Here is a 14,356-nt window from a genome sequence, read left to right on the forward strand (position 1 = left end):
GGTCCCGCTTTTCCTGCTTTGCGCTACGATGCGGCTCGTCATAATGCGCCAGACTGATGTCGTTACGTACACGATGCTTGCGCCGCAACTGCGCCGTGCGCAGGCCATGCAAACGATTGCAGTGATTCATTTCGAATACAAGAAAAGGGGAAGCGATGAAGTCATGTCTGATGCGTGCCGGCCTGGTCCTGGGCGCACTGAGCGCCATGTTGTCCATCCTGCCAATTGCTGCATCGGCCCAGGCTTCCGCCACCCCGGCGGTGCAGGCGGTGGCCTCCGGCGTGCGCTATCAGCTCATCGGCCGCTGGGATGTTGACAAGCTCAACACCATTCTGCAAAAGGATACGCCGGCATTCTCCGGCGTCCCCGTCAATTACTCGCCTGCGCGCAATGCCGTGCGGCTCTATCGCATCACGTATCCTTCCGTGATTCCGGAGCGCGGCAACCAGCCTATCCTCGCCTCGGGCTTGCTGGCGTTGCCGGATACGCCGGCCAAATCCTATTCGCTGGTGTCCTATCAGCATGGCACCGTGTATGAACGGCAGCAGGTGCCGTCCTTCCCCGAACAATCGCCCGAAACGCAGTTGATGATTGCCCAGTTCGCCGGGCAGGGCTATGCGCTCATCGGCGCCGATTATTTCGGCATGGGCATTTCCGGCGAGCCGGAAGGCTACATGGTCAAGGGCAGCCACCAGCAAGCCACCTATGACATGCTGCTGGCCGCGCGCAGCGTGCTGGCCAGCATGGGTGTGCGCGAGGACAAGCTGTTTCTCTCCGGGTGGTCGCAGGGTGGCTTCGTGACCATGGCCTTCCTTGAAAAACTGGAAGCGGCCGGCGTCAAGGTCGATGCGGCCACCACCGCCAGTGCACCGCTGGACGTGTTCGCGCTGCTCGAAGGATTTCTCACTTTTCCACGCCCCAATGATGCGGCCTGGCTCAACAGCATCGTCATTCTGTCAGCCTTTGCCTTCGAAAATTATTACGGTGTGCCGGGGTTGGCGCGCTCGGTGCTCACTGATGCGGCCTACCCGGTCGCCAAGAATGCCTACGATCGGCAGCCCTTCAATGTGGCCGACATTCCGACCGACCTGCACAAGCTGATGCGGCCGGAATATTTTGACCCGCAGTATTTCGCCCGGTCCGCCTATGGCCGCCTGATCGCGACCACCCAGGCCTATCGCTGGGTGATCCGTTCGGACGTCCGCAATTACTATGGCGAAACGGATGAGGCCATCACCCCCGGCGTGGGCCGTATGGCCATGACCTATGCACAGGCCATGGGTTCGGGGAACACGCGGGTACAGGCGGTCTCCACCGGACCGACTACGCATCGCGGCACCTTTGCCACCGCGGTACCCGCGTGGAAGCGCTGGTTCGATGAAAAGGTGGCGGGTCAGTAACGCGCGTTGCTTGCCGTGGCCGCGGCGCAGGCCGGATGGAAGGGCGCAAGGGCGGATCAGACCTGTGTCTTCCCCTTTATTCTGCCGTGATGCGGCAGCTCATCCGGCTTATCATCCCGGCACCGGTACTTCCGCCGGCCCTGTCCGACTCCACTGCGCAATCCACATGAATCCTCTCCGCCGTCTCCGCCTTGGCCCCCGCCTGGCTGCGGGCTTTGCTGCCCTCCTGCTGTTGCTGGTGATCATTACCTTCATCGGCATCACTCGCATGTCTTCGCTGGATGCTACCTCGTCCCAACTGAGCGGCGCCATTTATCCCAAGGTCAATGCGGCCCAGAAGATGCAGTACCTGATGATGAATATCGCCCGTTCGGCGCGCAACATCATCATCCTGGAAGATGATGCCCAGATGAACAGCAACAAGCAGTCCATCGACAAGGACCTGGCCGAGTACCAGAAAGCGCTGGACTATCTGCGCAATTCCGTTTCGACCGATGAAGGACGTAGCCTGGTCGCGCGTGCAGATGAACAGAGCAAAGCCTATTTCGCTTTTACCAATGATGTCGTGGCACTGGGACTGAAGAACCAGAACGTCGAAGGACAACGCTTGCTGTTTGGCCCTCGGTACAAAACGCAAGGCGAGTTGCTCGCCACCTTGCAGCAGATGGTGACGCGCTTTGAGGGTCAGATGCGCGAGGCCAGTGAAGCAGCGCATGCGACTTACGTTACTTCTGCAACTATCCTCGGCGTCTCGGCAGCGGTGGCGATTCTGCTGGGCCTGATCGCTGCACTGGCCATCAGCCGCTCCATCACCGTACCCATGGCCGATGCCGTCGATGCGGCCCGCAAGGTCGCCAATGGCGACCTGACCAAGACCATCACCGACAGCGCACCGGATGAAACCGGCGACCTGCTCGGTGCGTTGCGCGAGATGAATACGTCACTGGTCGACATCGTTTCCAACGTGCGCACCGGTGCCGATACCATCGCCACCGCGTCGCAGGAAATCGCCGCCGGTAACCAGGACCTGTCGGCACGCACCGAACACCAGGCCAGTTCGCTGGAAGAAACCGCCTCTTCGATGGAGGAGTTGACCTCCACCGTACAGCAAAACAGTGCGAATGCCCGCCAGGCCGCGGAGATGGCACAGGCCGCTTCCAACGTCGCCGGGCAGGGCGGTGCCATCGTCGGCGACGTGGTCAGCACCATGGATGCCATCGATGCCTCCGCCCGCAAGATCGTGGACATCATCGGTGTGATCGACGGCATTGCCTTCCAGACCAACATCCTGGCGCTCAACGCCGCGGTGGAAGCGGCACGTGCAGGCGAGCAGGGACGCGGCTTTGCCGTGGTCGCTACCGAAGTGCGCAGCCTGGCCCAGCGTTCGGCGGCGGCCGCCAAGGAGATCAAGGTCCTCATCGGCGACTCGGTGGAGAAGGTCGACTCGGGTGCGCAACTGGTCAAGAAGGCCGGCCAGACCATGGATGAGATCGTGCAGAGCGTGGCCCAGGTCAATACCATCATCGGCCAGATCAGCGCCGCCGGTGAAGAGCAGCGCGCCGGCATCGAGCAGGTGCACCAGGCCGTGGCGCAGATGGATGAGGTTACCCAGCAGAATGCGGCGCTGGTCGAGGAGGCGGCCGCCGCTTCACGCTCCATGCAGGGGCAGGCCGCCGAACTGGCCGAGAAAGTGGCCGTCTTCCGCTTGCCACAGCAGGCAAGAGGTGTATTGGGATAAGTCGCCGGGACGGCTCAGGCCGTCTAAGCCCCAGGAAAGCTGTCCAGATATTGGGCAGCTTTTTTTATGGGTGAAGGACGCCGATCACGAGCCATATCCCGAAGCGGCATGAGGAAAGGAATGGGGGGAGAAAGCCGCAACCGGGACCGGTTGCGGCCAGGATGCATCAGTTGTCGGGCAGTTCGCCCTTGGCCGCCAGGTCGATGGCGCGCACGATGGCGACGGCTTTTTCGATCACTTCCGCCTGGCTGGAGACGCGCATGCTCTTCTTGAGGTGATGGATGTGATCGCGGGTCTTGCGGCTCACCGGGACGTTGAGGAAGCCATCCGGTTCGGTCAGGAATTGCGGCGGAACTACCACGACGGGCTCGATGGTCTTGGAACGCTTGGGCATGGGTATCTCCCTTGTGATTGATCTGGAATGACGTTGGTAGAGTGCCTGCGGCAATATAACTTTGATCGTAAAGACAGAAGAACTTATTTCTTCGATTTTACGATTTTTATCTGTCCGCTCTTATCGGGCGGGAATGCTGAGGCTGATCTTTGGCGGGATCGCAACAGCGACGATGCCCCCGCTTTTTATTCCTGCTTGGAGATCGTGTCAAGCGAATTTCTAAAGGTTTGCCCTTGTGGACAGGTTTCACAATGCTTAGATTTTGTACCGCTACCATGCCTGCAGCGGATGGGCTTGTGTTCCGGCTTTCGCTCGGGGGAAGTGCATTGGGGGGCATGCAGACCTCGCATGCTTGTTTTCGGAAACCTTATAACTTGATGCAGTACGCTGACTGATATCCGGAGCGATATCAAAGTTCCGGGGCAGAGTGCGGTCATGGAAATGATTTACACCAGCCCCCGGCGGCTGGCATGCTCCTTGCAGAGTTCGGACGGCATGCTGGCGGTCCTGCTCCTGAGCAACGGCCCCGGAATGCGCGCACAGTCAATCGCGTGATTTTCTAAGTGTTTGTACGCTACCCCGTTTTTGCACGCCACGTCCGACATCCACGACAACAAGGGAACCCTCATGAAGTTCGTCAAGACCATCCTCGCCCTGGCCGCTCTGGCCACCCTCACCGGTACCGCCTGTGCCGACAACCTGGCTGACATCCAGAAAGCCGGTGTGGTCAAGATCGGTGTGCCGCAGGACTTTGCGCCCTATGGCTCGGTCACGTCCGACCTGCAGCTGCAGGGCCTGGACATCGATGTGGCCAAGCTGGTGGCCAAGGGGCTGGGCGTGAAGGCCGAGCTGGTGCCGGTACCGATCTCCAGCCGCATGGCTTTCCTGCAGACGCACAAGATCGATCTCATCATTTCCACGCTGGGCAAGAATGCCGAGCGCGAAAAGGTGATCGATTTCTCGCAGGGCTATGCGCCCTACAACAACAGCGTCTTCGGCGTGGCCGCGATCAAGGTTGCCGGCCCGGCCGACCTGGCCAACCAGACTGTCGGGGTCGCCCGCTCCACCTTCGAGGACCTGATGCTGACCGACAGCGTGCCCAAGAGCACGGTCATCAAGCGCTATGAAGACAACAACGGGCTGATCTCGGCCTATGTCTCGGGCCAGGTGCAGATCGTCGGTACGGGCGACTTCGTGGCCTATGCGCTGGCGGAGAAGACCCCCAACAACAAGCCGCTGCTGAAGTACATCATCAACGTCTCGACCTGCTATGTGGGCATGAACAAGGGAGAGCCGGCGCTCATGGCCAAGGTCAACGAAGCGTTGACCGCCTCCAAGAAGAGCGGGGAGCTCAACGGCATCGTCAAGAAGTGGCTCAACGTGCCGCTGCCGGAGAAGATGGCGACCACTTACCAGTAAGCAGTCATCCCTCAGTGAACGGCCCGCATCGAAGTGCGGGCCGTTTTGCTTACTGGAAGGTAGTGGCCATTTTGGCGGGCAAGGGGACGTTCAGCCATTTCTGCACGATGGCATTGAGTTCGCCGCTTTTCTTGGCTGCCGTGAGGACCTCATTGACCTTGCCGAGCAGGGCGGCTTCGCCCTTGTTGAGTCCGACGCTGCAGCTCGATTCATTGATGATGTACTTGAGCACGGGCTTGTTGCCCGGTGCCTTCTCCGCCAGTGCATAGGCGACGAAATCGCCCGTGCCGACCAGTTGCACCTGGCCGGAGACATAGGCCGAGATCATGGCATTGTTGTCCTCGTAGCGTTTGATGGTGGCGCTCTTCGGGGCGGTGTCGGTGAGCTGCAGATCCTGGAAGGTGCCGCGCGCCACGCCCACGGTCTTGCCTGCCAGATCGGCCGGACCGCTTACCTGTACCGAGGCCACCCCGAAGACGCTGTTGTTGTAGGGCGCATAGGATTGCGAGAAATCGATCACCTTTTCGCGCTCGGCGTTCTTGCCGAGGGTGGAGATGACCAGATCCGCCTTGTGCGTCTGCAGGTAGGCGATGCGGTTGGCGCTGGCCACCGGCACCAGCTGCACCTTGACGCCCATCTTCTGCGCGATCAGCTTGGCCACGTCGATATCCAGCCCTTGCAGCTGCAGGTCGGAGGTCACCGAACCGAAGGGGGCGAAGTCTTGCGGCACGGCGATGCGCACCGTGCCCGCCTTCTGGATATCGGCCAGTGCATCCGCCTGCGCGACTTGGGTGGACAGGCCCAGCAGGGCCAGCGAGACGGCGAGCACCGGTTTGGCAAATTTCATGTGATCCCTTTCGTTGAATGGACTGTATCGTGCCGGGCGGGTGTGCAATGACCATGCCAGCAGGTGTGCGGCTACTGAGAAAACTGACGATGGTCGAGCGTGCACGCTGGCCGCATCGATACGGGCGATGCTGATCCGGCATGGCGTCATGCCGATCGGGACTGGCTGATGGCGGGGCGGGGAGGGGCGATCTTGGGGCGGGGGTTCACCAAGTTTGCGCCTGTCTCAGTGAGTGATAAGTCGTGAGACGAGCGCTCCAAGTTTTTCGATGACCGCACGCTGATCGAGTTTGCGTGGAGTGGTGACGGTAGAAGCGATGTTAAAAATCCGGACTCTGATACGGAATCGTTAACCCACGTCATTCACATCGCTGCCATGAACAACACGCTTGAGGAGATTCATCCCGGCGAAATCGTGATGCAGGAATTTATCGAGCCAATGCAACTGGATAGGGTGCAGCTCGCAGTGCATCTGGGTCTCACCGCAACACATCTGGACGACCTGGTGCAAGGCCGGGCCGAGATCACGGAGGAAATCGCCCGTCAGCTGGGCGCGTTTTTCGATATCGATCCGCAATTCTGGTGGAACCTCGCATTGAATTACGCAGACAGAGTTCGAAAAAAAACCACGGATCACTCCGTGGCTTGCAGTAAAACACACCGGCCTGGCGCTATGCACGCTTCTGCGGTGGTCCCGGCTCTGCGGGACACACCGGCGGTGTGACAGGGAGACGGTACAGTCTGCCCGAGTGCATCAGAAGGCCGGAACGACTGCGCCCTTGTACTTCTCTTCGATGAACTTCTTCACGTCCGGGGTATTCAAGGCGGCGGCCAGCTTCTTGATGGCGGCGCTGTCCTTGTTGTCTTCACGCGCCACCAGCAGGTTGGCATAGGGCGAGTTCGCATCTTCGATGAACAGCGAATCCTTGACCGGGTTCAGCTTGGCTTCCAGCGCATAGTTGGTGTTGATCAGGGCGACGTCGACCTGGTTCAGCACGCGCGGCAGGGTGGCCGCTTCCAGGGCGCGGAACTTCAGCTTCTTGGGGTTTTCCACGATGTCCTTCTGGGTCGAGGAAATGTTGGAGCTGTCCTTGAGCTTGATCAGGCCATTGCGGGCCAGCAGCAGCAGGGCACGGCCCGAGTTGGACGGATCATTGGGGATGGCGATGGTGGCACCGTCAGGAATGTCGGCGACCTTCTTGAACTTCTGCGAGTAGGCGGCGAAGGGCTCGACGTGGACCTTGGCTACCGGCACTTCGATGTCGTTCTTGTGGCTCTTCTTGAACTGGTCCAGATAGGGCTGGTGCAGGAAGAAGTTGCCATCGACCTGCTTCTCGTTGGTCTGTGCGGCTGGCTGGATGTAATCGGTGAAGACCTTGACCTGCAGTTCAATGCCTTCCTTGGCCAGGGCCGGCTTGATGTGTTCCAGGATCTCGGCATGCGGCACGGGTGTGGCGGCAATCACCAGCTTGTCGGCGGCGTGGGCGCCAACGCTGAAGGCCAGGGCAGCACCGGCCACCAGTTGAGGGATCAGTTTGCGGATCATGGTTCTCTCCATTCTTTTGTATAACGATTGAACGTCGGTTGACGTGGTGTGGGAGCGTCCCTCGTGGGGAGCGCACCCGGAAAAACATGGACTGCCGTTTCTTGCTGCCTTACTTGCGGGTGAAGCGCAGCACCAGGCGGTCGCCAAAGAACTGCAGCAACTGCACCAGCACCACCAGGATGGCCACCGTGACCACCATCACTTCGGTCTGGAAGCGCTGGTAGCCATAGCGAATGGCCAGGTCGCCCAGGCCGCCGCCACCGATCACGCCCGACATCGCGGCATACGACATCAGGGTGATCGCGGTGATGGTCACCGCCGCCAGCAAGCCCGGCAGGGCTTCGGGCAAGAGCGCGCCAAAAATGATCTGGCGACGCCGCGCGCCCATGGCGGTACAGGCTTCGAGAATGCCGCGGTCGATTTCACGCAGTACGCTTTCGGTCAGGCGGGCAAAGAACGGAGCGGTACCGATCACCAGCGGCGGAATGGCGCCGGTCACGCCCAGGGAGGTTCCGACCAGCCACAGCGTGAAGGGGATCAGCAGGATCAGCAAAATCAGGAAGGGCACCGAGCGCAGCACGTTGACCACCAGCGACAGCACCCAGTACAGCCCGCGCTGTTCCAGCAGCTGGCCGCGATTGGTCAGGAACAGCAGGATGCCCAGCGGCAGTCCCAGCAAGACCGTGAAGAACAGCGAGCCGCCAGTCATGGCGAGGGTTTCCACGGTGGCGTCGCCGACCTCGCTCCAGTCGATGACCGACAGGTCGATCTGGCCCGCCAGGGCAGACAGGGAAGACAGCGCGCTCATGCCAGCACCTCATGATCGATGCCGGAGTCGCGCAAGCGCGCCAGGACTTGTGCGACGGCTTCGTCACCGCCGGAGAATTCCACCAGCAATTGCCCGTAGGGCGTGTCCTTGATGCGCGAGACGGTGCCGCGCACGATGGTGGCCAGCGCGGTGGTCGCCGCCGTCAGTTGCGACAGGATGGGTTGTGCCGCCACTTCACCGGCATAGGTCAGGCGCACCAGCGCGCCATCAGGGCGGCGCTGGTAGAGCGTATCGCTGGCATCCCAGGCGTGGCTTTCGGCCAGCAGCGAACGCGTCACGGCATGCTGCGGGCGCAGGAAGATGTCGACCACGCGGCCCTGTTCGGCCACCGCGCCCTGGGCCAGCACGGCGACGCGGTCGCAGATGCTGCGGATGACTTCCATCTCGTGCGTGATCAGCACGATGGTCAGGCCCAGCTTGCGGTTGATGTCCAGCAGCAGGCGCAGGATGGACTGGGTAGTCTCGGGATCCAGCGCCGAGGTGGCTTCGTCGCACAGCAGCAGGCGCGGCGAATTGGCCAGCGCCCGGGCGATGCCCACGCGCTGTTTCTGGCCACCGGACAATTGCGCCGGATACTGGTCGCGGTGCGCGTCCAGGCCCACCAGCGCCAGCAGTTCGGTCACGCGCGCGGCGCGCTGCTCGCGCGTGTAGCGGCCGGTAATCTTGAGAGGCCAGTCGATGTTCTGCGCCACCGTCTTGGCGTTGAGCAGGTTGAAATGCTGGAAGATCATGCCCACGCGCTGGCGCAGGCCGAGCAGGGCTTCATGGCCCAGGCCGGTGATGTCTTCGCCGTCGATCAGGACGCGCCCGCTGTCGGGGCGTTCGAGGACGTTGAGGGTGCGGATCAGGGTACTCTTGCCGGCGCCGGAGCGGCCGATGATGCCGAAGATCTCGCCCTGGGCGATGTCCAGGTTGATGTCCTGCAGCGCGATGATGTCGCGCTGGCCGGCACGGTAAGTCTTGTGGAGTTGCTCGATGCGAATCACGTTGGTCAGTTCTAAGGAAACGGCCCAGAGTCTAACCGGGCGTGACCCACGTGAGAACTTATAAAAAGTTCTTAGCTTATGAGAGAAAAAGCTAGTTGAAACCTAACAATCGGGAATGACGGGGCTGGCGCACACCTTGTCTGAAAACTAAGCTCGCCGCCCCATCCGATTCAATGCGCCGCCAGCAATTCCGTCTCGACCTCATGCGCCAGCACCTGCCGCACGGTGGCCACGACGTAATCGATCTCGGCCTCGGTCGTGCCGCGCCCCAGCGAAAAACGCACGGCATTGCGTGCCACGTCGGGCGAACGGCCGATGGCCAGCAGCACGAAGGAGGGCGCGGAAGCCGCCGAATTGCAGGCTGAACCGGCCGACACCGCAATGCCCAGCAACTGGCTGCCCAGCGTGCCGTAGCGCGTGGGCGGGAAGCTCACGTTGAGGTTGTGCGGCACGCGCGCCTCGGCGCTGCCATTCAACTGCACGCCCGGCAGGTCGGCCAGGCCGGACCAGAGCCGGTCACGCAGGGCGCGGATGCGGCGTCCTTCTTCTTCCAGCAAGTCGCCGGCCAGGGCAAAGGCTTCGCCCATGCCCACGATCTGGTGCGTGGCCAGGGTGCCGGAGCGCATGCCGTTCTCATGGCCGCCGCCGTCGATCTGGGCTTCCAGCTTCAGCGCCGGATTGTGCCGTACATACAGCGCGCCTATGCCCTTGGGGCCATAGACCTTGTGCGCCGAGAAGGACATCAGGTCCACCTTCAGCTGCTGCAGGTCGATGGCGATCTTGCCAGCCGCCTGTACCGCATCGACGTGAAAGACCACACCGCGCTCGGCACACAGTTCACCCAGCTCGGCAATGGGCTGTATCACGCCGATCTCGTTGTTGACATACATCACCGAGGCCAGCAGCGTGTCCGGCCGCAAGGCCGCACGGAACTGGGCCGGCGTGATGAGGCCATCGGCACCGGGCTGCAGGTAGGTGACCTCGAAGCCGGACTTTTCCAGCGTATGCATGGTGTCCAGCACGGCCTTGTGCTCGGTGGCCACCGTGATGAGGTGCTTGCCGCGCCCCTGCGCGCGCAGCGCATGGGCACAGCCTTTCAGGGCCAGGTTGTTGGATTCGGTCGCGCCCGAGGTCCAGATGATTTCATCGGGACGGGCACCGACCAGGCCGGCCACCTGGGCACGCGCCTTGTCCACCGCGCGCCGTGCTTCCCAGCCAAAGGGATGGGAGCTGCTGGCCGCATTGCCGAATTTCTCGGTGAGGAAGTCGCACATGACACGCGCCACGTGCGGATCGACCGGCGTGGTAGCGCCATAGTCCAGGTAGATGGGGAAGCGAAGATCGGCCGGCGGGCGACAGGGAGCAGGGGCGTTCATGACGGTGTTCCGGAGAGTCCAGAGAGTTCCAATTGAGCAGGGTGGGCAGAGGCCGGTATCTACAGTAACGCGGGTTACCTTATTTGGAAAACGACTTTGCGCTCATTTGTATATACGATTTTCGAAAATTGCCCACAGGCATCCCGATCGGCCAGGCCGCAAGACAGGAGGACAGCGGGATTCCCGGTCACATGCCGCCCCATGCATTTGCTTATACAAAATTATTATACTGAAATAGAATACAAGCAAACCTATAATTCGAAAATCATATGCAAGGACCTTGATCAAGGAAAGCGATTTCGATGGATCTGAATCAGCTGGAGGCATTTGCGGCCGTAATGACCCTGGGGAGCGTGACCGGTGCCGGCCGCAGCCTGGGGCGGTCGCAGCCTGCCGTCAGCAAGGCCATCGGCGAACTGGAAGCCGAGCTGGGCTACGCCCTGTTCGACCGCAATGGTCCGCGTGTCACGCCTACGGCCAAGGCCTTCCTGCTCTACGAAGAGGTGGAGCGCTCGCTGGTGGGCCTGCGCAGCATCCGCGAACGGGCGCAGGAAATCGCCCGTGAAGAAGTCCATCCCGTCCATCTGGTTGCCACCCCCGCGCTGGCCTCCACCATCGCGCCGGCGGCCCTGCAATTGCTGGCCGCCCACAAGGAGCGCGCCTTCCCCGAACACGTCCACCTGCGCAGCGCGTCAGCCGAGCAGGTCGTGCATGCGGTCCTGCATCGTACCGTCAGCCTGGGGCTGACCTCCTTGCCGGTGGCCCATCGCGGGCTGGACCTGCACTGGATCGGCGAAGCGCCCTGCGTGGCGGTGGTGCGCGCCGACCATCCGCTGGCGGGCAAGGACAAGCTCACCCGCGCCGCCTTGCGCGGCCAGCGCGTCATCACCATGTCCAACCGCTATCGCCTGCGCCAGCGCGTGGAGATCGCGCTGGGTGAGGACAGCCAGCTCGATGTCGCCATCGATACCAACACCTCCTTCAATGCCATCATGGCTGCCCGCGCCGGGCTGGGCGTGGCGCTGGTGGAGCCGGCCACGGCCTATGGCATGCCCATCGAGGGCATGGTGGTCAAGCGGCTGGCGATGGAGATTCCGTTTTATTTTGGCGTGGTCACGCCCTATGGCAAGCCGGTCGAGGGCGTCACGCAACGCCTGATCGATGCCGTGGAAAAGGCCGCCCGCAGCACCTTGCAGGGCTTCGTCAAGCGCGATGCCAGCCTGCATGATGAATTGTTGTAAATGATTTCGCAGTAGCAGTGTAGTAAAACCCAAGCAAGCAGCGTCAACCGGGAAGGGCGTTGCATCACAAAACCCGAATCGAGACGATCGCAGGCCTGTGCCGGCGACGTCTCTTCATGCTTTTGACGAGGCGCTATGCACGACACCGAACCGACCCTGATCCCCGTTGCCCCCCCGCAAGGACTGGCCGCCCTGGAGGCGCGCGTACGCCAGGACCTGCAATGGCTGGCGCTGCCCGGCAAGTCCTGGACTCCGGCCATCGAGCGCGACGGTGTGCCGGTGATCGACGTGGCCATCATCGGTGGCGGCCAGGCCGGCATGGCCGCTTCGGTGGCGCTGTCGCACCTGGGCATTCCCAATGTGATCTATGACCAGTCGCCCAAGGACTTCGAAGGCCCCTGGGCCACCACTGCGCGCATGGAAACCCTGCGTTCCCCCAAGACCCTGACCGGCCCGGCGCTGGGCTTCCCGGCGCTGACCTTCCGCGCCTGGTTCGAGGCCCAGTTCGGGCTGGAGGCGTGGGAAGCGCTGGACAAGATCCCGCGCCTGCAATGGATGGAGTACCTGCGCTGGTTCCGCCGCGTCATGCAGCTCGATATCCGCAACGAACATCGCGTGCTGGCCGTGCAGCCGCGCGCCGATGGCATCGTGGCACTGCAGCTGCAATCGCCTGCGGGTACTTCGACCGTGCTGGCGCGCCGCGTGGTGGTGGCCACCGGCCGCGATGGCCTGGGTGGTGCCTTCCTGCCGCCGCTGGCGGCGCAACTGCCGCGTGACCGCTGGGCGCATTCTTCCGACCTGTTCGACTACGCCAGTCTGAAGGGCAAGCGCGTTGGCGTGATCGGCGGTGGCGCGTCGGCCATGGACAGCGCCGCGACCGCGCTGGAAGAGGGGGCCGCACGCGTGGACCTGCTGATCCGACGCAAGGACCTGCCGCGCATCAACAAGGGCAAAGGGGCGGGTAGCCCCGGCCTGGTCAACGGCCATCTGCACCTGCCGGACGAATGGAAGTGGCGCATCCGCCATTACGTCAACGCCCAGCAAGTGCCGCCGCCCTCGGGCAGCACGCGCCGGGTTTCGCGCTTTGCCAATGCCCGCTTCCTGCTGGGTACGGCGATCGAATCCGTTGAGGTCAAGCCGGATGGGACGCTGTTGCTGCAGACCAATCGTGGTCCGCTGGAACTGGATTTCCTGTTCTTTTCCACCGGTTTCAAGATCGACTGGAGCCTGCGCAGCGAATTCAGGGACATCGCCCCGCACGTCCTCAACTGGAGCGACCGTTACACCCCGCCCGCTGGTGAGGAAGACCAGGAACTGGCCGACTCGCCCTACCTGGGCCCGGTGTTCGAGTTCCAGCAGAAAACGCCGGGCAGCCTGCCGGGCCTGGAGCGCGTGCACTGTTTCTGTTATCCGGCCGCTGCCAGCCATGGCACGGTCTCCGGCGACATCCCGGCCATCAGCGATGGAGCCTACCGCCTGGCGCAGGGCATTGCCGCGCTGATGTACAGCGAGGACATCGACTACCACTACCGCAACATCCAGGCCTATGAAGAACCGGAACTGGAAGGCGACGAGTGGACCGAATCGCCCTGGGAGCTTCCCGCATGAGTGGGGCCATCGCAAAGAGCGTGCTGCAGGCGCTGATGGTGGTGCTGTTGATGACGGTGATCGTCTTCTTCGGCCTGCACATGATCGGCAACCCGGTCGATATCCTGATCGGCCAGGACGTGGACCAGGTGGACCGCCTGCGCATCATCAAGGAACTGGGCCTGGACCAGCCGGTGTGGCGCCAGTACCTGGCCTTCCTCAATGGCGCGCTGCACGGCAACCTCGGCAACAGTTTCGTCTACAACACGCCGGCCATCCTGCTGATCTTCCAGCGCCTGCCGGCCACGCTGGAACTGGCTGTGGCCGCATTGCTGCTGGCCCTGGCAGTGGGCGTGCCGCTGGGGCTGTTTGCGGGCATGAAGCCGGATCATCCGTTCTCGCGTCTGGTCATGACCACCAGCATCTTCGGTTTTTCGCTGCCGACCTTCTGGATCGGGCTGATGCTGATCATGGCCTTCTCGGTCACGCTGGGCTGGCTGCCTTCGGGCGGACGCGGCCAGACTGCCGAACTGTTCGGCGTGCAATGGTCGTGGCTGACCGCCGATGGCTGGCGGCACATGATCCTTCCGGCCATCAATCTCTCGCTGTTCAAGATCTCGCTGGTGATTCGCCTCACCCGCGCCAATGTGCGTGAAGTGCTGCCGATGGACTACGTGAAGTTTGCGCGTGCCAAGGGCTTGTCGCCGGCACGCGTAGTACTGATGTACGTGCTGCGCAATACACTCATTCCGCTGGTGACCGTGGTCGGGCTGGAGTTCGGCTCCACCATTGCCTTTGCGGTCGTTACCGAAAGCATCTTTGCCTGGCCCGGTGCGGGCAAGCTGATCCTGGACAGCATCAATGCGCTGGATCGTCCGGTCATCGTGGCTTACCTGATGGTGATCGTCTGCATGTTCGTCACCATCAACCTGGTGGTGGACGTGCTCTACAAATTGCTGGATCCGCGCGTGCGGGTGGAGGCCCGTGCATGAGC

General features: G+C 62.2%; 13 protein-coding genes. 7 read left to right on the forward strand and 6 right to left on the reverse strand.

The features are described 5' to 3' along the window. Nucleotides 1-155 precede the first annotated feature (155 nt). Entirely contained in the window at nucleotides 156-1,400 is a 1,245-nt protein-coding gene (locus tag E2K99_RS07880) for an alpha/beta hydrolase family protein (RefSeq protein ID WP_134221881.1), read from the forward strand. Between the two features lie 166 nt (nucleotides 1,401-1,566). Then, nucleotides 1,567-3,138, forward strand: a complete 1,572-nt coding sequence (locus E2K99_RS07885) for a methyl-accepting chemotaxis protein (RefSeq protein WP_134221882.1) — start codon at nucleotides 1,567-1,569, stop codon at nucleotides 3,136-3,138. 166 nt (nucleotides 3,139-3,304) lie between these two features. Here the strand turns inward: E2K99_RS07885 and E2K99_RS07890 are convergent, their stop codons facing one another. Further along, complete coding sequence (locus tag E2K99_RS07890; protein WP_034339550.1) at nucleotides 3,305-3,532, reverse strand: hypothetical protein; 228 nt, start codon at nucleotides 3,530-3,532, stop codon at nucleotides 3,305-3,307. A gap of 627 nt (nucleotides 3,533-4,159) precedes the next feature. Here E2K99_RS07890 and E2K99_RS07895 point away from each other — a divergent pair. Then, complete coding sequence (locus tag E2K99_RS07895; protein ID WP_134134890.1) at nucleotides 4,160-4,951, forward strand: transporter substrate-binding domain-containing protein; 792 nt, start codon at nucleotides 4,160-4,162, stop codon at nucleotides 4,949-4,951. Nucleotides 4,952-5,000: 49 nt separating this feature from the next. On the opposite strand, the gene E2K99_RS07900 is transcribed toward E2K99_RS07895, so the two are convergent. After that, entirely contained in the window at nucleotides 5,001-5,798 is a 798-nt protein-coding gene (locus E2K99_RS07900; protein WP_034339564.1) for a transporter substrate-binding domain-containing protein, read from the reverse strand. A 375-nt stretch (nucleotides 5,799-6,173) separates the two neighbouring features. On the opposite strand from E2K99_RS07900, the gene E2K99_RS07905 reads away from it, so the two are divergent. Next, nucleotides 6,174-6,521: a HigA family addiction module antitoxin gene (locus tag E2K99_RS07905; protein ID WP_134221883.1), complete on the forward strand. Its 348-nt coding sequence runs from the start codon at nucleotides 6,174-6,176 to the stop codon at nucleotides 6,519-6,521. 30 nt (nucleotides 6,522-6,551) lie between these two features. Here E2K99_RS07905 and E2K99_RS07910 read toward each other — a convergent pair whose 3' ends face one another. From E2K99_RS07910 to E2K99_RS07925, 4 genes are all read right to left on the reverse strand, one after another. Further along, on the reverse strand, nucleotides 6,552-7,343 hold the full coding sequence (locus E2K99_RS07910) for a MetQ/NlpA family ABC transporter substrate-binding protein (RefSeq protein WP_134134892.1): 792 nt from the start codon (nucleotides 7,341-7,343) through the stop codon (nucleotides 6,552-6,554). 109 nt (nucleotides 7,344-7,452) lie between these two features. Continuing rightward, complete coding sequence (locus E2K99_RS07915) at nucleotides 7,453-8,151, reverse strand: methionine ABC transporter permease (protein WP_083859812.1); 699 nt, start codon at nucleotides 8,149-8,151, stop codon at nucleotides 7,453-7,455. Beyond that, nucleotides 8,148-9,158 carry a methionine ABC transporter ATP-binding protein gene (locus E2K99_RS07920; RefSeq protein WP_134221884.1) on the reverse strand — a complete coding sequence of 337 codons (1,011 nt, stop codon included), beginning with the start codon at nucleotides 9,156-9,158 and terminating at the stop codon, nucleotides 8,148-8,150. The genes E2K99_RS07915 and E2K99_RS07920 overlap by 4 nt, the downstream gene beginning before the upstream one ends. 170 nt (nucleotides 9,159-9,328) lie before the next feature. After that, nucleotides 9,329-10,534: an aminotransferase class V-fold PLP-dependent enzyme gene (locus E2K99_RS07925; RefSeq protein WP_134221885.1), complete on the reverse strand. Its 1,206-nt coding sequence runs from the start codon at nucleotides 10,532-10,534 to the stop codon at nucleotides 9,329-9,331. A 302-nt stretch (nucleotides 10,535-10,836) separates the two neighbouring features. Here E2K99_RS07925 and E2K99_RS07930 point away from each other — a divergent pair, with 302 nt between their 5' ends. The 3 genes from E2K99_RS07930 to E2K99_RS07940 all read left to right on the forward strand — a co-directional run bounded on the left by E2K99_RS07930 (nucleotide 10,837) and on the right by E2K99_RS07940 (nucleotide 14,354). Beyond that, nucleotides 10,837-11,775, forward strand: a complete 939-nt coding sequence (locus E2K99_RS07930; RefSeq protein ID WP_134221886.1) for a LysR family transcriptional regulator — start codon at nucleotides 10,837-10,839, stop codon at nucleotides 11,773-11,775. A gap of 135 nt (nucleotides 11,776-11,910) precedes the next feature. Then, nucleotides 11,911-13,383, forward strand: a complete 1,473-nt coding sequence (locus E2K99_RS07935) for an NAD(P)-binding domain-containing protein (protein WP_134221887.1) — start codon at nucleotides 11,911-11,913, stop codon at nucleotides 13,381-13,383. Then, entirely contained in the window at nucleotides 13,380-14,354 is a 975-nt protein-coding gene (locus E2K99_RS07940) for an ABC transporter permease (protein WP_039786022.1), read from the forward strand. Before E2K99_RS07935 ends, E2K99_RS07940 begins: the two co-directional genes overlap by 4 nt. The last annotated feature ends 2 nt before the right edge of the window (nucleotides 14,355-14,356 follow it).

Origin of the sequence: Herbaspirillum huttiense (assembly GCF_004367745.1) — a bacterium.
GTDB classification, from domain to species: domain Bacteria; phylum Pseudomonadota; class Gammaproteobacteria; order Burkholderiales; family Burkholderiaceae_D; genus Herbaspirillum; species Herbaspirillum huttiense.